14 protein-coding genes are annotated in these 23,027 nt (G+C 56.1%); 10 read left to right on the top strand and 4 right to left on the bottom strand.

Translation table 11 applies throughout. From position 1 onward, the window contains the following. Position 1 precedes the first annotated feature (1 nt). From VO84_RS01730 to VO84_RS01745, 4 genes are all read left to right on the top strand, one after another. On the top strand, positions 2-2,497 hold the full coding sequence (locus VO84_RS01730; RefSeq protein ID WP_058185537.1) for a TonB-dependent receptor: 2,496 nt from the start codon (positions 2-4) through the stop codon (positions 2,495-2,497). Between the two features lie 329 nt (positions 2,498-2,826). Further along, a complete protein-coding gene (locus tag VO84_RS01735; RefSeq protein ID WP_058185538.1) occupies positions 2,827-7,020 on the top strand; it encodes a TonB-dependent receptor in 4,194 nt (1,397 codons plus the stop codon). 250 nt (positions 7,021-7,270) lie between these two features. Further along, on the top strand, positions 7,271-7,549 hold the full coding sequence (locus VO84_RS01740) for a hypothetical protein (protein ID WP_157439663.1): 279 nt from the start codon (positions 7,271-7,273) through the stop codon (positions 7,547-7,549). A 213-nt stretch (positions 7,550-7,762) separates the two neighbouring features. After that, the gene (locus tag VO84_RS01745) at positions 7,763-8,620 is read left to right on the top strand and encodes a hypothetical protein (RefSeq protein WP_157439664.1); all 858 of its coding nucleotides are present in this window, start codon (positions 7,763-7,765) and stop codon (positions 8,618-8,620) included. A 131-nt stretch (positions 8,621-8,751) separates the two neighbouring features. Here VO84_RS01745 and groL read toward each other — a convergent pair whose 3' ends face one another. Next, entirely contained in the window at positions 8,752-10,425 is a 1,674-nt protein-coding gene (gene groL / locus VO84_RS01750) for a chaperonin GroEL (RefSeq protein ID WP_058185541.1), read from the bottom strand. A 149-nt stretch (positions 10,426-10,574) separates the two neighbouring features. Continuing rightward, a complete protein-coding gene (locus tag VO84_RS01755; protein ID WP_058185542.1) occupies positions 10,575-10,886 on the bottom strand; it encodes a co-chaperone GroES in 312 nt (103 codons plus the stop codon). Positions 10,887-11,378: 492 nt separating this feature from the next. On the opposite strand from VO84_RS01755, the gene VO84_RS01760 reads away from it, so the two are divergent. The 5 genes from VO84_RS01760 (at position 11,379) to VO84_RS22355 (ending at position 20,474) form a co-directional block, all read left to right on the top strand. Beyond that, the gene (locus VO84_RS01760; protein ID WP_082661602.1) at positions 11,379-14,399 is read left to right on the top strand and encodes an FG-GAP-like repeat-containing protein; all 3,021 of its coding nucleotides are present in this window, start codon (positions 11,379-11,381) and stop codon (positions 14,397-14,399) included. Between the two features lie 162 nt (positions 14,400-14,561). Further along, positions 14,562-18,479: a beta strand repeat-containing protein gene (locus tag VO84_RS01765; protein ID WP_058185544.1), complete on the top strand. Its 3,918-nt coding sequence runs from the start codon at positions 14,562-14,564 to the stop codon at positions 18,477-18,479. A gap of 514 nt (positions 18,480-18,993) precedes the next feature. Further along, complete coding sequence (locus tag VO84_RS01770) at positions 18,994-19,446, top strand: carboxypeptidase-like regulatory domain-containing protein (RefSeq protein WP_058185545.1); 453 nt, start codon at positions 18,994-18,996, stop codon at positions 19,444-19,446. A gap of 110 nt (positions 19,447-19,556) precedes the next feature. Then, the gene (locus tag VO84_RS01775) at positions 19,557-20,285 is read left to right on the top strand and encodes an SDR family NAD(P)-dependent oxidoreductase (protein WP_058185546.1); all 729 of its coding nucleotides are present in this window, start codon (positions 19,557-19,559) and stop codon (positions 20,283-20,285) included. A 15-nt stretch (positions 20,286-20,300) separates the two neighbouring features. Beyond that, positions 20,301-20,474, top strand: a complete 174-nt coding sequence (locus tag VO84_RS22355; RefSeq protein WP_157439666.1) for a hypothetical protein — start codon at positions 20,301-20,303, stop codon at positions 20,472-20,474. A gap of 299 nt (positions 20,475-20,773) precedes the next feature. Here VO84_RS22355 and purQ read toward each other — a convergent pair whose 3' ends face one another. Both purQ and VO84_RS22700 read right to left on the bottom strand, forming a co-directional pair. Next, positions 20,774-21,469 carry a phosphoribosylformylglycinamidine synthase subunit PurQ gene (gene purQ, locus VO84_RS01780; RefSeq protein ID WP_058185547.1) on the bottom strand — a complete coding sequence of 232 codons (696 nt, stop codon included), beginning with the start codon at positions 21,467-21,469 and terminating at the stop codon, positions 20,774-20,776. A gap of 4 nt (positions 21,470-21,473) precedes the next feature. Continuing rightward, entirely contained in the window at positions 21,474-22,109 is a 636-nt protein-coding gene (locus VO84_RS22700; RefSeq protein WP_058185548.1) for a DUF1990 domain-containing protein, read from the bottom strand. Between the two features lie 56 nt (positions 22,110-22,165). Between VO84_RS22700 and VO84_RS01790 the strand changes: the two genes are divergently transcribed. Then, positions 22,166-23,027: amidohydrolase family protein (locus tag VO84_RS01790; protein WP_157439667.1), on the top strand; the 862-nt coding region annotated here is incomplete at its 3' end.

Here is a 23,027-nt window from a genome sequence, read left to right on the forward strand (position 1 = left end):
AATGTCTATTTCATTTTTGCGTGGTCCATTCTTCCACCGCGCTTTGCCAGTTCTCGCAATCCTTCTCGCGGCCGTTTCGGCCCGCGCAGCCTCCGTCCGTGGCCGAGTCACAGACTCTTCGGGCGCGCGCGTCTCCAATGCAGCCGTTGCGCTTCTTCAGGGCGGTAAGATCGTCACCAACACACTCACCGGTGCAGACGGCAGCTTCACCCTTACCACCGGCAAAAGCGGCCGCTTCTTCCTTGTCGTCTCCGCAAAGAGCTTCCGTCAACTTGAAACCCCCACCTTCTACGCCGGCAGCCTCGATTCCATCGAGCGCTCCATCGTCCTGGAACCCCAGTGGGTCCGTCAGTCCATCGTCGTCACTGCCACCGGCACGCCGACGCCGCAGCCGCAAACCAGCTCCGCCACCAACGTGCTCGGCCAAACCGAAATCGGCCAGAGCAGCGACTTCACCAGCCTCCTGCGACTCATGCCCGGCACCGCCTCCGTCCAAATCGGCCAGCGCGGAGCACAATCCGCCCTCTTCATCCGCGGCGGCGACTCCGACAACAATAAGGTACTCATCGACGGCATCAGCGCCGGCGATCTCGGTGGCCGCTTCGACTTCGGTCCACTCTCCACCACCGGCATTGAGCGCAGCGAAATCTATCGCGGCCCCAACTCTGATCTCTATGGAGCCGGAGCCGAATCCGGCGTCGTCAGCTTCATCACGCCGCGCGGAACCACCAGCTTCCCCTCCATCTTCGTCTCCGCCGATGCCGGCAACTTCTACACCTCGCGTGAAGAAGCCCAGCTCGCTGGCGCGCATGACAAGGTCGATTACTTTGCCGCCTACAGCTGGCTTCAGACCGCCAACGACCTGCCCAACGACGAGCATCATCTCGGCTCAGCCGCTGGCAACTTCGGCTATCAGTTCAACGACACCACGCAACTCCGCGGCACCGTCCACTACAACGTCGCTTCCACCGGAGTCCCCAACGCCTGGGACTTCTACCACGTCACGGATGTCGCCACACAGAAGGATCAGGACCTCTACATCAGCGCTACATTCGACAACCAGACAACCGAGAGCTTCCACAACACCATCCGCTATGGCGCCACCCGTAAGCGCGAGCAGTTCTCCCTCTGGCAGAACTCCGGTGAGCTCATCGAAGACTACGATGGCTTCGGCGACGACGCCTATTTCGGCCAGACCGTCACCATCAATGGCGCAAACGGCTCCTCCGCCACGGGCCGCGCCATCATCGATTACCCCGGAACCTATTCCGAGCAGCTCGTCTCCAATCGCGACCAGCTTCTCTATCAGGGCGACTTCCGCTTCACTCCGCACCTCGTCGCCTTGATCGGTTTCCATTATGAGGACGAGCGCGGCTCAGAAGTCCTTGCCGCCTATGGCACAAACGATCATCTCGCGCCCACCAACTACGATTACCTCGCCAGCGTCCACGGCGATTTCAAGAATCGCTTCTTTTACAACCTCGGCGGCTCGCTCGAGCACTACGCGCTCTTCGGAACCTACACCACACCACGCGCCGGTTTCACGTTTTACGCTCTCAAGCCACGTCGCGGTGCCTTCTCCGGCACCCGCATCCTTTTCAATTACGGGGACGGCATCCGCGAGCCGGCACTCACAGACGAGTTCAGTTCGCTTTATACCGCTCTTGTCGGGAACGGATACGCATCCGTCGCAAAGCAGCTCAACATCGGCCCGCTTGCCCCACCCACCCAGCGCATGTATGAAGGCGGTGTCGAGCAAACCTTCTTCTCGCAACACATTCTCTTTCGCGCCAGCTACTTTCACAACGAGTTCGGTCGTCAGATTGAATCCGTCAGCGCTGTGTCTCTTCCTGACATTCTTGGCTTTACCGGGCAGGCTCGTCAGGACTTCATCAATGCGCTCGGCTTCTATTACACCCTCGACTATGGCCTCAACGTAAACACCCAGGCCTTCCATGCCCAGGGCATCGAGTCCACGGTCGAAGGCGGAATCGGCCGCAGCATCTTTCTTCGCGCGGGCTATACCTGGATGCAGGCTCAGGTGCAGCGCTCCTTTGATAGCGATAATCTAGCCCTCGTCAGCGGATTCGAACCCACCTACAACGGTATCCCCATCGGAGCCTACTCTCCGCTCGTCGGCGCGCGTCCCTTCCGTCGTCCGCCGAACTCCGCCTTCGCCACCGCAACTTACTCAAACAAGAGGCTCTCCGCCATCCTCACCTCGGCCTTCGCCAGCCGCAGTGACGATTCCACCTACCTCGCGTACGCTGACCAGACCGGCGGAAACAGCCTTCTGCTCCCAAATCGCAATCTTGATCACGGCTACGCCAAGCTCGATCTGGGAGGCATCTATCAGCTCATCAACTGGCTCAGCGTCTACGCACAGGCGGAAAACCTGGCCAACAGCCAGCACATCGCCCCCCTCGGCTATCCCAGCCTGCCCTTCAACCTCCGCGCCGGTCTGCGCTTCCAGTGGGGCAAGGACTCAGCTAAATAGCTGCAAGTGCTCCGGGGGCATTCCCAGCCTCCGGAGCTCCACCGTAAGCCCTTGTATCCCATTGGCCTCCAGAACCCCGCAGATGAAGATCGCATAAGGAATCTATTGTTTGCCCCCAATTTTCCACAAATCTGTGCGGGATTTTAGCTCCCTCCAGGTTTTTTCTCTTTCCGTTTTCCCGCGCCTGTAACAAACTATTCATAATCTGGGTTTAGTTTTTAACTAACTTGTCCCGCTTGAACGTTCACCCTAAAAGACAAGTGCATAAAAGCACTGGGGAACGATTCCGGCACGTTGCAGGACAACTTTCAATCTTCCAAGAGGCCATCATGATGCGTTGGTTTACAAGGCGTTTCGCCTGTACCCTTCTGTTGTTTCTACCCATCCTCCTTTGTGCGTCGCTCGTTCAGGCACAGCAAACCCTCGGCTCCATCAACGGCACGGTGCTCGATCCTTCCGGCGCAGCCGTCCCCGGCGTAAAAATCACCGTCACGGCCGCCGAAATCGGCGTTACCCGCACCACCACCACGCAGGGTAGTGGGTTCTTTCAGATCTTCAACCTACCCATCGGCCACTACGTCGTCCGGGCCGAGCAGAACGGTTTTGAAATCACTGAAGTAAAGGGCATCGGAGTTCGCGAGGCGGAAGCAACAACTGTCAGCGTCGCTCTCAAGGTCGGCCAGACCTCGGAATCCGTTGAAGTCACCGCCAATCCGCTGCTCAATGCCACGGACGCTACCAACGGCTACACGCTCGACTCCCAGCAGATCTCCATTACCCCGCTCGCTACAGACAGTTTCACGCAGCTCGCCGTGCTTTCTCCCGGCGTCAACGCGGAACTGATCAGCGGCATCGACTCCAACGCGGGTCTCGGCAACCAGAACATTAACGCCAACGGAATGCGCACCACCTCCAACACCATGCAGGTCAATGGCGCAGACGTTTCCAACCTCTTCAACGGCATGACTGCCTCGGGTCTCACCTCGCAGCGCTACAACTTCAACATCGGCGGCGGCAGTACTTCGGCCACCTCCTCTGCGGGCGGAGCCACCACTGCCGGCGCCAACGGCACCAGCACCTCCGTCTACGGTTCCATCGGCAACGCTCTCCCGACGCCTCCAACGGCATTCATTGATGAAATCCGTGTCAACACCTCCATGTACGACGCGCAGCAGGGAGCCACCTCCGGCGCGCAGATCGATGTCAGCACCAAGTCCGGCACCAACAACTGGCACGGCGGCGTCTACGGCACCTTCGCCAACAACTCGCTCAACGCTTCGCCTTACTTCTTCAACCAGCAATATGTGCTCGGCCAGAACGGCGTAGGCTACTTCCCTCAGTCCATGCAGAACCCATATCTGCAGCGCTGGACCGCGGGCGCAACACTCGGCGGCGCAATCAAGAAGAACAAGCTCTACTTCTTCCTCGCCTATCAGCGTCTTGACTCCTCCGATGCCGCCACGGCGTTTTCTCAGATGACCGTTCCCAGCGGACTTAGCGATGATCGCAGCGCCGATGGCCTGATGACCGCGCTCACCAGTTGGAATGACGGCAAGCCTGTTGCCACCACCGGAAAAAGCGCATTCACAGGCATCGATCCCATCGCCTCCGCGATGATGAACGCCAAGCTGCCGGACGGAAGCTACCTCATTCCCTCCGCGCAAACCAGCGGAACTTACCAGTACGGCATCCCCAACGTTGGTCTCACCGGCCGCTCCCTCATGACCGGCGACCAGGCCACCATCTCGGTCGATTACCAGATCAACGACAGGGACCGTCTCGGCGCAAAGTACTACTATCAGAACGATCCCATTACCTCTCCCTATCGCTTCTCCTCCACCGGCGGTTTTCCCGTCACACAGCTCAACGGCGGACAGGTGGGGACGATCGACAACACCATCATCGTCAATTCACACCTCAACTGGGAGCAGCGCCTCGGCTTCGTTCGCATGTCGGCCTACAGCGGCTACAATCAAACCCTCTCCAACGGCAGCGGCCCGGCAAACTTCGGCATTGGCGCAGGCATGACCGGCAACACCGGCACGCTCGTAGATGGCATGCCCGGCCTGCTTCTCAAGGAATTTCCCTATTCGCAGAATGATTCGCCGGGAGTTAAGGTCGGGCCCTACAGCTCCTTTGCCAATACCGGTTTCTACCAGAACCGCCTCAATCCTTCCACCAACCTCATCTGGGTCAAGGGGCCGCATACCATCGTTGCCGGTGGCGGATACAGCTACACCCAGCTCAATATCACCAACAACCGTCAGGGTGTCGCACAGGTTGCAACCAAGAACTTTGAGACCTTCCTCGAAGGCCAGGTATCAAGCTCCAATGTCCTCGAGACCACCGACTCTCAGAGCGGACGCAACACTGCAGACCGCTACTATCGCAACAATGAGATCGACGGTTATGTCCAGGACAAGTGGCAGATCAAGTCCAATCTCAGCCTGACCATCGGCGTCCGCTATGACTACCACGGCGGCCTCACCGAAAAGTACGGCGACATGTTCAACTTCGAGCCGTCTCGTTACAATGTCACCGGCACCACCGACACCGGTTTCAACGTCAGTAATGCCGGCTTCATCGTCGCTGGAAACAACAAGTACAACCCCACCTCCGGCGTCAGTGAGTCCACCCTCACGGGACGCCAGTGGGGCGTTTCGCCGCGCCTCGGATTTGCCTGGACTCCGGCCAATACCGGCAACAAAGTTGTCTTCCGCGGAGCCTGGGGCATTTATTATGACCGTGGCGAAAACTTCCAGTACCTTTCGCAGCCCGCGGGCAGCGGCAACGGCGGCCCCTTCGGAGTCACTGAATCGGCCCCGCTCGCAAGCTACGTCGTCGGCAATGGCAAGACCCTCGCGAACCCGTTGGGCACGGCTCTCAATCTTCCCTCCGGCACACCGGCGGGAAACTACATTCCGCCCAGCTCTGATCCCAGCACCATCACGGCGTCCCTGCAGCAGACACTCAACGGCTACACGGGATCACAGGCCGAAAACGGCAAGAACTGCTCCGGCGTTCAGAACCAGGAAGACTACACTGCCTGCCCCGATGCTCTGAACTTCGCCTCATACGCCCGCAACAACGTGCTGCCCTACACCATGAACTATTCGTTAGACATGCAATGGCAGCCCACCAGCGACATGGTCTTCACCCTCGGATATGTTGGTAATCGCGGACGCCACTCCGTCATCCCCATCCCCTTTAACGCCCCCGGGATTGCCACTGCCCAGAACCCCATCTGGGGCGAAACATCGAGCTATGGCTTTGAGGTCTTGAACCAGAACTCCACGTCCGACGGCTACGACTACGACCCCATTCCCGGCGAGCCCTGGAACACCGAAGACGGCGGCAACACCGACTTCCGTACTCCCTACATCGGCTTCAGCCCCAACGCGGCGTCCTTCAAGACCGTCGGTAACTCAGCTTACGACGCGCTCCAGACGCAATTCCAGAAGCGCCTCTCGCACAACTTCCAGGTCGGTGCGGCTTATACCTGGAGTCACGCCCTCGACGAACAGAGCGATCTCGGCCTCTTCTTCACCGGCAACGATCCGTCCAACCTCCGCAATTCATGGGCCTCAGCCGACTTCGATCGCAAGCACGTCTTCTCCTCCAACTTCAACTTCAAGATTCCAAGCCACGCGCGTAACAGCTCGCTGCTCGGCTACGTCGCAAACGGTTGGGAGCTCACAGGCATCGCCATCGTGCAGAGCGGCGAACCCTACTCGCTCTATGAGTTCTACGGCGCCGTCGGCAGCATCAAGTTTGGCGATTTCCCAACCCTCATGAACCCCGTCATCGGCATTAAGAGCCCCGGCAATCCCGGGTCCGCCAGAACCGGTAACAAGGGCGATATCCGCACTCAGGGCGGCGCTTACATCCCTGCCATCGATCCCAGCCAGCTGGCCATCAACTACCTGCAGCCTGGCGCGATGGGCATTCCCACCCAGTCCGGCTCCAACCCGGCGGATATCTACCAGACCGACTTCGCTCCGCCGCAGCGCAACATCTTTCGGCAGACCGCACAGGATCGCCTCGATCTATCGGCCCGCAAGAACTTCCATATCCACGACAAGTATGATCTGCGGTACGACTTCAACGTCTATAACATCACCAACACGCCAAGCCTAGACGTGCCCATGAACCAGGGGCAGATTCGCCAGAACTCAGCCTGCTCCACATCCGCCATTAAAGCCGGCGGCAACTGCGATCCCTCCTTCTACTACGTCAACTATGGACAGATCGTATCGAGCAATAATCCCGCCGATCAGCAGTCCTCTCTTCAGAACCTCGACGAGCTTCCCTATCGAACCGGCAGCGGCAGAAACACACAGGTCCAGACCACCATTCCGATCAATACGCCAGGAACAAACTGCCTCACCGGCGGTTCCAACGTAATTCCTGGATCTAACGGTGGCGGCAGCTACTGCCCCAACAACGCGGCCAACTTCGGATCGGTCTATAACACCATTGGAAGCAACCGCATCATCACCATGGCGCTGCACGTCACCTTCTAACTCCGCAGTCCATCTGCAAAATCAAACGGGGACCCACAAGGGTCCCCGTTTTTACCTGCGCTCAATACTAAAATCGCCGGACTGTCTCTCAATCAATCAAGACAGGCCCTGATCCTTTTAGATTCAGCAAATTTTCATCTTCTTTCTCAAGTTTCTCCCTTGTCTGCCGACGAGTAAGAAATTAGTGTGGAAATTTCCACATGAGTTTTCCGCTATTGCGAGCGGAAACATGTTGTCCGAGGTGTCTACAGTGAACTGTCCAAAGTGCAATTCCGAATCCTGCGCCACCGTGCCCGCCGAGATTCGCCTTTACCGCAACGCGCCGCGCACGCAGAGCCATCCACCCGTCTCGCCGTCGCCCGACATCCAGATCTGCATGGAGTGCGGCTGGAGCGAGTTCGTCATCCCGCCCACATGGATCTCCGCATGGCTCAAGCCCCAGTTGCAGAACCAGGCCCGCCGCTCCGAGCCACAGCCGCTCGCCAAGCCCACGCTGCTTCCCATCCCGGTAGCCGCGCTCTCGGTCTAGCAGCTCACCGCGCATCCGGCGTCACCGCAGGTCAAGCAAACTCGCGCCCATGCGCGTTTTGAAACACCCTGAAAATAACCATTAGCAAAACAAAAAAGGCCCCGGTTCTCCGGAGGCCTTTCGTTGTCACTGACCCTTACATTCAGGATAGAGGGGCCGCCTTGCGAGGGATCTTTTGTTATGGCATCCTTCCCCTGTATTCCTTAAAGGAAAATGATGAAACCGAAACAAAGGCTCACAACTGCAGGCATGTCATTTGGCTTCTTTCTTGTCTTGGCCGTAGCTTCTCCATTGTCTGGACAACAACCTGCGGCATCGACAGATTCTCCGGTGGTGCAAACGCCGAGCGATCCGCTTGCCAGTCTGAATTCTGAGAATCGCGCTCTCTTCGATGCGCTGCGCAAATCGGCTCAACAGAACGACGATGCTGCCACGCTCACATCCGGCAAGCAACTCCTGCCTGCATTGAAATCGGGTACAAAACTATGCGATTTTGTCACCCAACTGACAGCGGGAGCGGCGGTTGAAACCGGAGATATAGCCTACGCGTTGACTCTCCTCAAGCCATTGACCGACTCACACCCCGACGACTGGCATACGACTTCGCTTCTGGCGCGAGCTTACGCCGAGAGAGGGGACAAATCACTTCGCGATCTGCAGGTCGCTCACATGATTGACCTGCACAAAAAGACCTCTGATCCAGCCTTCTCGAAGCTACACGTTTTTCCGATACAGAAGGTGGCACTACATTCGGGTTATGCTGTCTTTCTCTACCCCTTCGACCCTCTCGGTAGGGAAAACACGTACTTGATTGCTCTCATCTACACGAACGCTGGCAAAGAGGACTACAGGATCGAACTTGAGAGCGCCGATGTCGATCAGGCCTTTTTCAAGGCAAAGCACCCGGGTGAAAGACGATTCTCGATAGACTCCTACCGCGAGTCAGATGTCAACGGAAAATTTGCTGAGTCACAGGCTCTGCACGGCTTTGTCGATGGCGTATTCAACTATGACACTATGCGGGATCGCATGGTAGAAACCGCAAATGATGGGAAATCGTCGGCAAAATAAAAAGGCCCCCGGTTTCCCGGAGGCCTTCATTCTTGCTGGTAACCAGAACTCAAGTCCAAAGGGTCTTTCCAGTCCCTTAGTCCCTATGTCCCTCAGTCCCAGAATCAATCCGGCGTTGCCGGATTGATTCCTTAGTACATTCCGTCCATACCGCCGCCGCCGTGGCCGCCTGCAGGAGCAGCAGACTTCGGCTCAGGCAGCTCGACAACCAGAGCTTCGGTCGTCAGCAGCAATCCGGCAATCGAAGCCGCGTTCTGCAGAGCCGTCCGAGTCACCTTGGTCGGGTCGATGACGCCGGCCTTCACCAGGTCCTCGAACTCGCCCGTCGCAGCGTTGTAGCCAAAGTGCTGGTCCTTGGACTCAAGAACCTTCGCCACCACCACAGCGCCCTCTTCGCCCGCATTGGCAACAATCTGCCGAAGCGGCTCTTCGAGCGACCGCAGAACGATCTGAGCGCCGATCTTCTCGTCGCCTTCGAGCGTCTTGATCAGGGCCTGAACGGCCGGAACCGCGCGTACCAGAGCCACGCCGCCGCCGGGGACAATGCCTTCTTCCACAGCCGCGCGCGTTGCATGAAGCGCATCTTCTACGCGAGCCTTCTTCTCCTTCAGCTCGGTCTCCGTCGCAGCGCCCACCTTGATGATCGCCACGCCGCCGACAAGCTTCGCCAACCGCTCCTGCAGCTTCTCGCGGTCGTAGTCGCTGGTCGTCTTGTCAATCTGCCCGCGAATTTCCTTCACACGGCCGTCAATCTCGGTAGCCTTGCCTGCGCCGTCCACAATCGTCGTGTTGTCCTTGTCGATCGTGATGCGCTTGGCGCGGCCCAGATCCTCGAGCTTCACGCCTTCCAGCTTGATGCCCAGGTCCTCGGTAATCGCCTGGCCGCCCGTCAGAACAGCAATGTCGCCGAGGATCGCCTTGCGACGATCGCCAAAGCCCGGAGCCTTCACAGCAGCCACATTCAGCGTGCCGCGCAGCTTGTTCACTACCAGGGTCGCGAGCGCTTCGCCCTCAACATCCTCGGCAATGATCAGGAGCGGCTTGCCGCCACGAGCAACCTGCTCCAGAAGGGGCAGAAGGTCCTTCATCGCGCTGATCTTCTTCTCGTAGATCAGAATGTACGGATCGTCCAGAACAACTTCCAGGCGCTCTGCGTCGGTCACGAAGTACGGGCTCAGGTAGCCGCGGTCAAACTGCATGCCATCCACGGTCTCAAGTCCGGTGTGCATCGTCTTCGACTCTTCAATCGTGATCACGCCGTCCTTGCCCACAACCTTCACGGCCTCGGCAATGATGCCGCCGATCTCCGCGTCGCCGTTGGCAGAAATCGTGCCCACCTGCGCCACCGAGCCCTCATCCACGGGCTTCGACAACGTGCCAAGTGCGCCGCCTTCTGTCCATACGCCGTTCTGATCGCGCTTGCCGATCACGGCAATCACGGCCTTGTCGATGCCGCGCTTCAGAGCCGTCGGGTTCGCGCCCGCCGCCACAGTCTTCACGCCTTCGCGGAAGATCGCCTGCGCCAGAACCGTCGCCGTCGTCGTGCCGTCGCCGGCCACGTCGCTCGTCTTCGAGGCAACTTCCTTCACCAGCTGCGCGCCCACATTCTCTAGCGGGTCCCTGAGTTCGATCTCCTTCGCAACCGTCACACCGTCCTTGGTGATCGTGGGCGAACCGAACTTCTTCTCAATCACAACATTGCGACCCTTGGGTCCCAGTGTCGCCTTCACCGCGTCCGCCAGCGTGTTTACGCCGCGCAGGATCGCTTGACGGGACTCTTCACCGTGCAGAATCTGCTTTGCCATTTTTCTTCTCCAGCGATCAGTGATCAGTGATCAAAGATCAGTTTGTGTCGTTCGTTCAATCCTGTTTCAGTAGAGGCAAGTCAGTCAGGCCAGTAAGCGAGGTGTGCCGTTTTGCTGATCTCTGATCCCTGACCCCTGATCTCTGCCGCTTACTTCTTCACAATTCCCAGGACTTCTTCTTCGCGCATGATCAGGAACTCTTCGCCCTCGATCTTGATCTCGTTGCCGGAGTACTTGCCGAAGAGCACGCGGTCGCCCGCCTTGACATCGAGCGGGAAGACCTTGCCTTCGTCGTTCGACTTGCCCTTGCCCACAGCGATCACTTCGCCTTCCTGGGGCTTTTCCTTCGCGCTGTCAGGAATGATGATTCCGCCACGCACCGTCTCCGTGTCTTCAACACGGCGAACCAGAATGCGGTCGTGGAGCGGAGTGAAGGTCGTCGTTACAGATGTAGCTGCCATTGCTTCCTTCTCCTTCGCGCGCGGAGCGGGGGACTCCCTTCCGCGCGATTGTTTGGGTTTGAAAACAGATACTGCAGAAATCTCAATTGGCGATCCCGCACACCGGATACAAGCAATCACTCCTACACGGTGCTAGCACTCTCGCCTACTGATTGCTAAATGTAGGTAACTACACCAACGGTTGTCAAGTTACCCTAGCTGAATATGAGCGCAATTCACTCACATTTAACCATCGCTCCGCATAAAATCCCTCGGGTTTACGGTGGCCGCTGAATCAGCTCGGCTGCGTTTGGAGTAAGGCCAACAAATTCATAACGCGCAACAAGGCTCTATATCTAAGGCTTGAATTTGATTGCGAAATAATGAAATCCGGCTTTTTCATCCCGCCTTTGCCAATCTCATGCTACTATTACCCCGCTTTTGAAACACCTCTCTTCTTCGTACCCCGCCTACCGCCCCCCCAAAGCCGTAGGCCAGAATTGTGAGGTTCCTATGTCCACCTGTTCAATGGGCCCCATAAATCAGCTTCTTCGGCGTTTTCTCCCACACGCTTCCGTTGTCGCCACTTTCGCATGGAGCATTTTTTTCTGCTACCCAGCCTTCGGCCAATCTGCCACAACGACAACGCTCAGCGTCACTAGCGGCGGCAGCGCGGTCACCTCTGTTTCAGCCGGAACGGTGGTTACCTTAACGGCGACCGTTGTGGCCGGATCGACGCCGGTAACGCAAGGCCAGGTGGCATTCTGCGATGCATCCGTCAACTCTTGTAGCGACATTCATCGGCTTGTGGTAGTGCAACTGACGGCAACCGGGACCGCAGTGTACAAGTTCAGGCCCGGCGGCGGGAGCCATAGCTACAAGGCTGTCTTCTTCGGCACCGGGGTCATAGGTTTATTTCCTCCAGGCACCGTGACTTATGCAGCAAGCTCCTCCGGCACATCATCGCTCACAGTAACCGGGCCATTCCCATCTACCACCCAGGTTACGCAAACCTACCAGCCAAACAATGCTTCATGGAACATGAACGCGATTGTCGCCGGCGGCCTCACAATGCCATCTCTCGTTGCTCCTTCCGGTATTGTGTCCTTTGTTGACACGAGCAATGCAAATAATGTCCTGGGCACTATCGATCTTTCCGCGAGCGAATCCGGCATCGGTCTTGCGTATCGCGGCGACCTGCCGCCTCTGGAAGCTCCTCCATCCGGATTGAATGGTATACATGTTGCTGCTATAGCAGATTTTAACGGGGATGGAATTCCGGATGTCGCTGCCTTTTCACAGGAATCACAAGACGCCAATTATTCATCTATTTTGCTCATCTATCTGGGAAAAGGAGATGGTACATTTGCTGCCGCAGTGCCCACAAATCTGAACATCTACGCGGGCATTCTGCGAGTAGCCGATTTTAATGGAGATGGAATTCCGGACGTGCTCATCGCGAATCCGACAGGATTTCCGCAGGGTGTTTTTTGTTGTGGGCAGTACGGAGAAATAATTGATGTTCTGTACGGCAAGGGAGATGGCACCTTTATCCCTGACTATAATGCCGACCCAATATACAATTCGAATCCCGTGAACGCCTCTGTCGACGTAGGAGACTTCAATGGCGACGGGATTCCTGATATTTCCGCCACATATGACGCTACCTGCCTCGGAGTATCGTTTGGAAGCGGAGATGGTACGTTTTCTGCGTCCTCAATATGCCCCAGCGATACACCAACCATCATGCAGGCAGCGGACTTAAATGGAAACGGTAGGAATTCGTATCTAATCGTTATAACGAACGAAGCCATCAACATTTATTTCAATGATCTTAGCCTGCAATCGAGTATCCCATTAAGTTCGTTAGGCTATCAGACCGTGCAGTCAGTAACGGACGCCGATTTCACCGGTGACGGAATCCCGGATCTGGCTGTATTAGGCACGGGTAGCCTTCCAGGTTCGCCGTCCATTTCAATATTGAAAGGAAAGGGGGACGGTACCTTTACCACGCTGTCCAGCTTTGATGCCAATATGCAGGATGATACTCTCGCGTTCGGCGATTTCAACGGCGATGGCATCGTGGATCTTATTTCTTTCGGCTCGAAAGCAAGCGATTCTTTCAATCTCTATTTGGGCAAAGGAGATGGAACCTTTACGACAGTAAATCTGACCGTTCCTGGTTTTTCATTCAGTGGAGGGATTACTGGCGATCTGAACGGCGACGGTCTCACGGATCTGGTCATGAGCGGCACTACCGCCAACCCGACTCCGTCATCCTTGTTGGCACAGTCCGGTTGGATGGCATCCGCTATCCTGCCGAATTTTATCCCCAGCGCGGGCACCCATCTGATCACAGCCACTTACTCCGGGGACAGCAATTATATTGGGAGCACGTCGGGCAGTACCGCGGTCACTACAGTGGCGGCCGTTCTCAGTTCTCCCGTGCCGGGAGGTTTTATCCCCGGCGGGAACGTTACGTTCTCATGGACGGCCGGATCAGGAGTCTCGCAGTACAAACTCTTACTGGGAACCACTGGAGCAGGTTCTTCCGATCTATATGTGGGCTCACCCACAAGCGCTACTTCCGCCATCGTGCCGAATGTGCCTCTTAATGGAACTCCAATTTATGCCACACTCTTTTCCGACATTGACGGAACGTGGCAATCTGCCCAGTACATCTACACTGAATCGCAGGTTGCAGTGGTCATAACTCCAACTCCGGGATCCCTACTCTCGGGCTCGAGTGCCACCTTTCAGTGGACGCCGGGCGCCGGCGTCGCAAAGTACTCATTTGCGGTTGGAATCAAATGGCCTGGTTCGGAGGACATATTTGCAGCTTCGAACACCAAGTCGACTTCAGCCATTGTGCCTAATCTACCTACAGATGGCGTACCCGTTTACGTGATGCTACGGTCAGAGATTGGCAACACTGTATATACGAACTTCTACACCTACACAGCATCCGGTTCACCGACTGCACCTGTTTTGATAACGCCTACGCCTGGCAGCCATCTAACAAGCTCCGCAGCTACCTTCCAGTGGTCACCGGGCAGTGGACCTAGCGCATATCTGTTGAACGTAGGCACCAAGTGGCCGGGCGCGGATGACATTTACGGATCAGGCGTCACAACAGCGACCTCAGCCACCGCTTCCGGCATGCCCACGAATGGCGTGAATGTCTACGTTCTGCTGCGCTATGAGTTCAATGGCGTCTGGACCGACCTCAACTACACCTACACGGCAGAGGGTTCAACCGCTCCGCCGGTCATGACAACTCCCGCACCGGGCAGCCAGCTTTCCGGTTCCAACGTCACATTCCAGTGGACACCGGGCAGTGGCGTTACGGCGTACTCGCTCTACGCGGGTACCTACGGCCCGGGCTACTTCAATATTGGTGGTTCGCCAACCCTCACAATCACTTCGTTCACGGTGCCCGGCATTCCCACAAACGGCAAGCCCGTTTATGTCACACTTCGGTATCAAATCAATGGAGTCTGGCAAACCACGGGCTACACGTACACGGCGCAATGAGGTTCGCGGATGTGCCCGGGTCCTTATTGCTGAGGGCCCGGAGACCACAACACCTTTTCATCACCGTGCTATAGTTTGTCTGCCGCCGGATATCCGGCTTCTCATTCCATCCAGAAAACGGCTTTACCTATGCAAGTCGGAAGCCGGAAACAAGAGGCTCCCATGTTCACTCGTTCGACGGGTCCCCGAATTCGCCTTCCGCGTTCGTTTTCCCTCCTGCGCTGGTTTGTCATCGCAGCTTTTGCGTTACTCGCTTCCAGCCGACAAGCTTCCGCTCAGACTGCGACGACCACGACGCTCGCCATCACCAGCGGCAGTAGTGCAGTTACAACAGTCAACTCCGGCTCTGTGGTTACGCTCACGGCCACGGTGCTCGCAGGATCGACTCCAGTCACTCCTGGCCAAGTCAAATTCTGCGATGCGGCAGCCACCTATTGCGAAGACCTTCACATCCTCGGCACCTCACAGCTAACCTCATCCGGCACTGCCGTCTTCAAATTCCGCCCTACCGTCGGCAGCCACAGTTATAAGGCCGTCTTCCTCGGCACCAAGACCAATGCAACAAGCAGCTCCGCTGCATCTTCTCTGTCCGTTACCGGACTCAATCCCACTACAACATTCCTTGGCTATTCCCCAATCACAGGCGGCCAGCAGCTTACAGCCTCAGTCGTCGGTACGGGCCTCCTCAGCACATCTCCTACGGGAACAGTCTCATTTGTCGATACAACCAACGGCAATGCATCGCTCGGAAGCGCCACTCTCGCAAGTCAAGGGGCAGGAATGTGGGCTTCTACTCTTCCTTCCGCAGCTTCCGACTGGAGCCCCGCGGTTGCCGACTTCAATAGAGATGGCGTTCCCGATATTGCCATATTTAGCGCAAGCCAATTGACAGTCTTTTTAGGAAGTGCAGCCGGCACGTATACAGAAATTACCACTCCGTATACTCCGATTACGGGGTTGCAAAACGCTGAGTTGATCGTCGGCGACTTCAACCAGGACGGGATTCCGGATCTTGCAGTCAGCACAAGCACAGCAGACTACAGCTCTCCGTTAGAAATATTTCTCGGCAATGGGGATGGAACCTTTACAGTAGGCGCCACATACTCATTAAACGTCTATAGCGACGCACAAGACGGCTACTATTCCCCAATCGTGATTGCAGACTTCAACCACGATGGCATCTCCGACCTGGCTGTTCTTACTGTGCCGCTTGAGAATGGACCCATCAATGTAACCACCCTGCTTGGTAAGGGCGACGGAACTTTTACGGCTGTAACTTCACCAACTATGACGGTCACAAACGTCTTCTCTGGGGTCGGCTACGCCCTTGCAGTCGGCGATTTCAATGGGGATGGTATTCCGGATCTTGCTTTGGCAAACGGCCCTTCAGGTGAAGAAGGGTATGGCTGTTACAAAACGGCTGAGTGCGATCTGGACATGTACGCTGGCAAGGGCGACGGAACGTTTAACCCCACACCATATAACATCTCTGATGACATCCATTCCAACCCAACAAACATCCTCGTAGCGGATTTTAATGGAGATGGAATACCGGATATAGCCCTCAACGTCCAGCCCGGGACCAACGACGATCTCGGTGTTCCGGCTACAAGTTCCGTTTCGTTATATCTGGGCACCAGGAGTGGAACATTCACTGGAGGTCCGGACCCAAATCAGCAGGTCGCAATATCTTACGTCTACCTCGGCAATTTCACTGGAGGCGGGAACCCCGAACTGTGGGGAGAACGATCCGATCGGAGTGGAAGTTCCGTCTTTGTGTATGACTCAACCACAGGCACTTTTGATCAGAATAACGGCCTTCCTACATTAAGCAGCTATGCTCCCATTCCAGGGGGAGTTGCAGCAGATCTCAATGGAGATGGAATCACAGATTTTGCCTCGTCTAGTTTCACAAGCGTAATAGGGTCCATCAGCAGCGGCTCGGTTCCCACATCCGGCTTCCCGTCCGGCAGTTATAACATCCAGGCAGATTACTCAGGTGATAGTAACTATGCTCCGAGCTCCGCAACTGTCGGCAATTATCAATCAACGACGCTTACTCTGAGCTCGTCCCCCAACTCCGGCCTCACAGCAGGGGAAATAGTCACACTTACGGCTGTACTCGCTCCTTATTCCTACCCGGGTGGCAGCACAAACGGCGAATCAGTCAACTTTTACACAAGTGGCGCACTAATAGGCACAGGCACGCTGTCTAACGGAGTTGCTACATTTAAGGTTCAAAATAGCAGCATAGGCACATTTACTCTTTCTGCGGGTTATCTTGGAGATTCAACCTTTGCTAGCAGCACTTCCAACACAATCACGGCCACATTTTCTGGAAATCAGCCTACGCTCATTTTGAGTGCTAGCCCCTCCGCAAGCACATATGGACAGCCCGTAACCCTGACCGCAACTCTGAGTGGCTACTATGGGTCAACGGACGGTCAGAAGATCACGTTTATGAGCAGCGGTCAGCTTCTGGGAACTGGCACTCTGTCCAGCGGCGTAGCGTCTCTAAGCACATCCATGTTGCAACAAGGGACTGACTCACTCACCGCAGTGTATTCAAATGATGGCTATAACCTGAATACAACGTCGAATACTGTCACGTACACAGTCGGCGTGGTGCCCCCGGTTTTAACGAGCCCTGACCCCGGCAGTCAGCTCTCTGGTTCAACTGCCACCTTTACATGGACACCGGGCAGCGGCGTGTCGGATTATCAGCTTTATGTGGGCACGAACGGGCCCGGCGGCTATAACGTTTATGCTTCGCCGATCGGTACAGCCACCTCAGCCACTGCAACTGGCCTGCCTACCAATGGCGTCACTCTGTACGTCTCGATTCGTTATCTATTGAACGGCGTCTGGAATGTCGCTCCTTACACCTACACAGCCGCCGGTTCGCCAACTCCTCCTGCGCTTGTATCTCCAACTCCGGGCAGCAAACTTGGTAGTTCTGTGGCCACATTCCAGTGGTCACCGGGCAATGGGCCCAGTATGTATCTACTGAACGTTGGCACCAAATGGCCGGGCGCGGACGACATCTATGGATCGGGCGTTACGACGGCAACCTCAGCCACCGTTTCCGGCCTGCCCCCCAGCGGTGTCAATGTCTATGTTCTGCTGCGCTATAAGTTCAACGGTGTCTGGACAGACCTGAATTACACCTACACAGCAGCCGGATCGCCGACTCCTCCTGCGCTGATATCGCCTGCGCCGGGCAGCCATCTTTCCAGCTCCACGGCGACCTTCCAGTGGTCATCGGGCAGCGGACCTAGCGCATATCTGATCAACGTAGGAACCAAATGGCCGGGTGCGGATGACATCTATGGATCGGGCGTCACAACAGCGACCTCAGCTAATGTTCCAGGTCTACCCACCAACGGCGTCAACGTCTATGTCCTGCTTCGTTATGAAGTCAATGGTGTCTGGACCAACCTCAACTACACCTACACTGCAGATGGTTCCACCACTCCGCCGGTAATGACCACTCCCGCGCCGGAAAGCGTGCTTTCGGGCTCCAATGTCACTTTCAACTGGACACCGGGCACCGGTGCGACCGCATACGCACTCTCCGTGGGAACATACGGTCCCGGCTACTTCAACATCTACAGTTCGCCGCAGCTCTCGACTACTTCCGGAACTGTGCCCGGCATTCCCACAAACGGCAAGCCTGTTTATGTCACGCTTCGGTATCTAGTCAATGGTGTTTGGCAAACCACCAATTACACCTACACCGCAGCGAGTTCTGCCCAACAACCGCCGTTCCTGTCCCCTGCATCGGGCAGCATGATTACTGGTCCCAGCATCGCCTTCAGCTGGGATCTTGGCAATCTCGACGTCTACATGGTTACACTTCAAGTCACAGATACGAACGTCGACCAACTCTACGAACAAACTTTTTACGGTGGAAGCGGTATTAACGGTGTTACCGTTGGTGGTATTCCGACCAACGGTGAGACTGTCTATGCATATCTTACGTGGGCGACTGTGGATGGTGCGGGGAGTGGCGGTATCGATGCTACCTACAGCACCGCAAACTTGTCTCAGTTGAAACGGAAAGTAACTCGAATCCAGTAGTCAAATCGCTTCTTATCTGCCAGGAAGACGCGACTTTATGGCATGCTCACACACCAGCGCAAAGATTCCGCTGAGCGGCGGCTCTGTTACTTTCGTCCATTGAACTTTCGTACCGTAGTCCACTCTTAGAAACTTTGCGTGCAATTAACCCTGTTTGTGCTTTACTCATAATCAGAGAGAAAAGCGACGGCCCGAATCCTCATGGATTCGGGCCGTCGCCGTTATGGGAGGGGAGGGGACCCCTCCCCCATCCCCTCTGCACAAGAATCGGTGCAAATTGTGTATTTTCATCTTTTCTTCGCCTTAAAAGATGCAGCCAGTTACAGCCGCACAGTTCTAAAATAAAGACCGCATAAAGATTTCTATTAGGAGTGTGGAGCCTCCCGCAAAGTCAACAAAATAAATAGTTTAAAAATCAGCCTTGCACAGGATAACTCCTGAAATCGGGAACCGACGCCGTCAAAAACGTCTTCCCGGCATCATCGCCGTCCAAACCGATACAATGAAAGCCAATATGTTTCGCATGCCAGTTCGCATTCTTGCAGTCCTTGCTCTCGCCGCCGTCTGTCTTCACGCCCAGGACTCTGACAGCAAGCGTGGCCGCAAGTACAAGTCACCGCCCGCCACCTCGAAGATAGAGGTCACCGTTCTCCGCAGCACCACCGGAAAGCCCATCGAGAATGCCTCGGTCATCTTTCATGAGCTCGACGAGAACGGCAAGGACGCCGGTAACATGGAACTGAAGACCAACGAAGACGGCAAGACCGTTATCGACGTCATCGAAACCGGAAAAACCATGCGTCTGCAGATCATCGCCAAAGGCTTCCAGACCTATGGCAACGACTACAAGATAGATAAGTCCCAAATGGCCTTTGAGATACGCATGAAGCGCCCCGGCGAGCAGTACTCGACCTACAAGCCGCACCCCGACGATCCAAAGCCTGACGACCAGAAGCCTCCGCAGTAGTAGATTTTGCTTTTGGGAAGCAAATCAACCACAAGCGCCGGGTGCCCCATCCTTACGGCGTCTTTGTTTTTGCCGCAAGGGTGGGATACCACAAAGGCTGACCCACCAACGTGCGATCCCTGAACGGACAATCCGCCCTAGTCACCGGCGCAGCCAAACGCCTCGGTCGAGCCATCGCGATCAAGCTCGCGGAAGCCGGCGCCGACATCACCATCACCTTCAACGCCAGCGAAAAAGAAGCCGAAGAAACCGTCGCTGCAATCGAAAATCTCGGCCGCAAAGCCCACGCCATCCGCTGTAACGTCCGCAGCGAGACCGAAGTAAAACAAGCCGTAGACGAAACCCTGAAGCAGCACAGCAAGCTCAACATCCTCGTCAACAACGCCGCAATCTTTGAAACCGTAGATTTAGAAAAAATCACCATCGAGCAGTGGGACGCAGTCTTTGAAACCAACGTCCGCGGCCCATTCCTCTTCGCTCGCGAGTGCCTGCCCGCACTCCGAGCCACAAAAGGTCGCATCATTCAGCTAGGGTCGCTAGGCGGCCTCCATCCCTGGGCCACGCACGCTCACTACTGCTCTTCAAAAGCCGCCGTGCACATGCTTACCAAGACCATGGCCAAAGCCTTCGGCCCTGAAGTAGCAGTCAACGCAGTAGCCCCCGGCTGGATCGACATGGACCCCGAACCAACTGAACAGACGAAGCGCATCATCTGCAAGACACCCATGAGACGCAGCGGCAGCCCGGAAGACATAGCCGAAGCCGCCCTCTACTTCGCGACAAGCGCCAGCTTCATCACCGGCCAAATCCTTCCCATCGACGGCGGGTTAGGGTTGTAAGTTCGGAGGGCCGGCATGGGGATAACGATTCACTATAAAGGCAGGATAAAGGGAGCGGAAGCCTTTCAGCATCTCCACGCAAAAGCTGCAGAATTTGCTGCTAAGCATGAATGGAATTTTCATGACTCAGTTGACGGAAGTGAACAGAACTACACAGGATTTACTGTCATTCCACATCCGGATTGCTAATCACTTGAGTTTGATTTCAACGAGTAATGGGAAGTTTCAAGTTGTGTAAAGACGCAATTTGCAGGTCCTGATATTCATGCCGAAGTCGTCGAATTCTTACGCCAGTTGGTTCCATTGTTTACGTCGATTGGAATCGAAGACGAAGGAGAATACTGGGAAACCAACGATGAACAGCTACTCATATCGCATATAGACCGAATTAACAAATTGATTCTGGAATACCAACAGAACAACCCAAAAATCCAAACGAAGGTCAGAGCTCCTGGCGGATGAATTATCGACATTATCGAATAACTGTTTTACTTCGCCGCCAACGCCCCAATCATCGACTCAAACACCTTCCATCCATCGACCGAGCCCAGCAGCTTTTCGCTCGACCGGTCCGGATGCGGCATCATCCCCAGCACATTGCGCCCTTCATTCAGAACCCCCGCAATGTTCGACAACGAACCATTCGGATTCGCCTCTGCTGTCACTGCGCCATCAGCCGTCGCATACCGGAACGCAATCCGGTCCTCAGCCTCAAGCCGCTTCAGTTCCTCCGGCGTGCAGAAGTAGTTGCCCTCCGCATGACCAATCGGAATCTGCAGCACCTCGCCCTTCTCAAGCGAGTTAGTAAACGCCGAATCCGCCGTCTCCGTTCGCAGATGCACCTGTTTGCAGATGTACTTCAGCCCAGCATTCCGCATCAGCGCACCCGGCAGCAAACCTGATTCAGTCAGAATCTGAAACCCATTGCAGATGCCCAGCACTAACCCGCCACCGGCGGCAAACTTCTTCACCGCGTCCATCACCGGCGAGAACCGCGCAATCGCACCCGTCCGCAGGTAATCACCATACGCAAACCCGCCCGGAACCAGCACCGCATCCACGCTCTTCAGGTCCTCGGAGTCATGCCACAGAAACTGCACCGGCTGATGCGCGATCTCCGCAATCACGTTGTAGGTGTCATGGTCACAGTTGGAGCCAGGAAAGACGATTACGCCGAATTTCATTCCATTAGGGTATCAGCTTCTGGATTTCGTTGGCAGCATTCCCCCCCTGAATCACATTAAACATGTGCGTCAAAGACTCTCGCGCAAACCGATGCTGCATTGCGCGCGTAAACGGGTAGCCCAGTTTCGCAAAGATATTCCGCGGCCTCGAAATGGCTTCCAGAAGATAGGTCACCGATCCTGTCTGAGGATTAAAGTCAAGCAGAAAGCGTTCTTCGCAGTGCTCCACATGCAGCGGAGTGGTCGCATACACAAATCCGAATTGCGTAGGGGTATCGATCATCTGCACAATTTGGCTAAGATTCAGAGACCATAGCCCTAACGTATGAACCTCAACTGCAACAATCTGACCGAGAGCAAGCGCTGCCTCAGAATCTGTTACGCGAACCCAACCCAGATCGAATTGTTTCCATCGCGCAAATGCACTTCGAGCCGCAGCAAATACGGTTTCACCAGAACCAATCCGCAAGCTAGCGAAGTCGTGAGCATAGCCGAAAGGAATCCGCCGTTCCCTCAATCTGCCCGTTGATTCAAACCACCCAGAACTCTTTGAGGGCAGAGAAGCAGCTTCTCTGATAGTGGCTTCAATCTGAGCGGCAGTCGGTTTGCTGAATCGGAACACTCGTTCAGTATCGCGCACTCTGCCTTTCCCTAGGCGTACCGCGCCCGATACTATCCAGATAGTCAGAACCAACCATGAAACAGACCCTCTATCTGCCGGATCTTCTCTACGCAGGCATCGCCCGCGAAGGCACAGGCATTCTTGTCAGTGAGGAAGGCAACGTAGCCGCGTACGCTACGCCCGAGTCCGCACCGCAGGCCGACGTCGTTCGACTCGCCGGTAAAGCGCTATTTCCCGGTCTCGCCAACGCTCATTCCCACGCTTTCCAGCGCCTCTTCCGCGCCCGGGCCGAAGGCAGGACCGCGTTAGGCAAAGCCGCCGGCGCAGACACTTTCTGGACCTGGCGCGAGCAGATGTACCGTGCCGCAGCCTTCGTCTCGCCGGATGCCATGTACGACGTCGCCCGCGCCGTCTACCTCGAAATGCTCGCCTCCGGCATCACCGTCGTCGGCGAGTTCCATTACCTCCACAACGCACCTGACGGCACACCCTACGCCGACCCCAACGAATTCGCCTTCACCCTCATCCGTGCCGCGCAGTCCGTCGGCATCCGCATAGTTCTCCTGCGCTCCGCCTATCTCCGGGCCGGCTTCAATCTCCCACCACACCCCGGGCAGCGCCGCTTCTACGAGACCGAAGACGCATATCTCCGCAACCTCGATGCTCTCCTCTCAGCAGCCGCCAACCAGCCTCAAGTCACCGTCGGTGCCGCACCGCACTCCATCCGTGCTGTCCCGCTGGAAACACTCAAGCGGATCTACGCAGTCGCCCGCGAGCATAATCTACCCGTACACATCCATCTCTCCGAGCAACTAGCTGAAAACGAAGCCTGCCTCACTGAGTACGGTTTCACGCCACCCACGCTCCTCGCAGAAAACGGCATACTGCATCACACCACTCTCATCCACGCCATCCATATGACGGAGGCCGAGTTCG

It is taken from the genome of Occallatibacter gabretensis (assembly GCF_001449115.1).
Lineage (GTDB): Bacteria > Acidobacteriota > Terriglobia > Terriglobales > Acidobacteriaceae > Telmatobacter > Telmatobacter gabretensis.

Bases quoted from the DNA above. Each gene is read 5' to 3' on its own strand.
- VO84_RS01735 (WP_058185538.1), top strand. From the start codon at position 2,827: ATGATGCGTTGGTTTACAAGGCGTTTCGCCTGTACCCTTCTGTTGTTT.
- VO84_RS01755 (WP_058185542.1), bottom strand. From the start codon at position 10,886: ATGGCAGCTACATCTGTAACGACGACCTTCACTCCGCTCCACGACCGC.
- groL (WP_058185541.1), bottom strand. From the start codon at position 10,425: ATGGCAAAGCAGATTCTGCACGGTGAAGAGTCCCGTCAAGCGATCCTG.
- VO84_RS01765 (WP_058185544.1), top strand. From the start codon at position 14,562: ATGTTCACTCGTTCGACGGGTCCCCGAATTCGCCTTCCGCGTTCGTTT.
- VO84_RS22355 (WP_157439666.1), top strand. From the start codon at position 20,301: ATGGGGATAACGATTCACTATAAAGGCAGGATAAAGGGAGCGGAAGCC.
- VO84_RS01745 (WP_157439664.1), top strand. From the start codon at position 7,763: ATGATGAAACCGAAACAAAGGCTCACAACTGCAGGCATGTCATTTGGC.
- VO84_RS01760 (WP_082661602.1), top strand. From the start codon at position 11,379: ATGTCCACCTGTTCAATGGGCCCCATAAATCAGCTTCTTCGGCGTTTT.
- purQ (WP_058185547.1), bottom strand. From the start codon at position 21,469: ATGAAATTCGGCGTAATCGTCTTTCCTGGCTCCAACTGTGACCATGAC.
- VO84_RS01730 (WP_058185537.1), top strand. From the start codon at position 2: ATGTCTATTTCATTTTTGCGTGGTCCATTCTTCCACCGCGCTTTGCCA.
- VO84_RS01770 (WP_058185545.1), top strand. From the start codon at position 18,994: ATGTTTCGCATGCCAGTTCGCATTCTTGCAGTCCTTGCTCTCGCCGCC.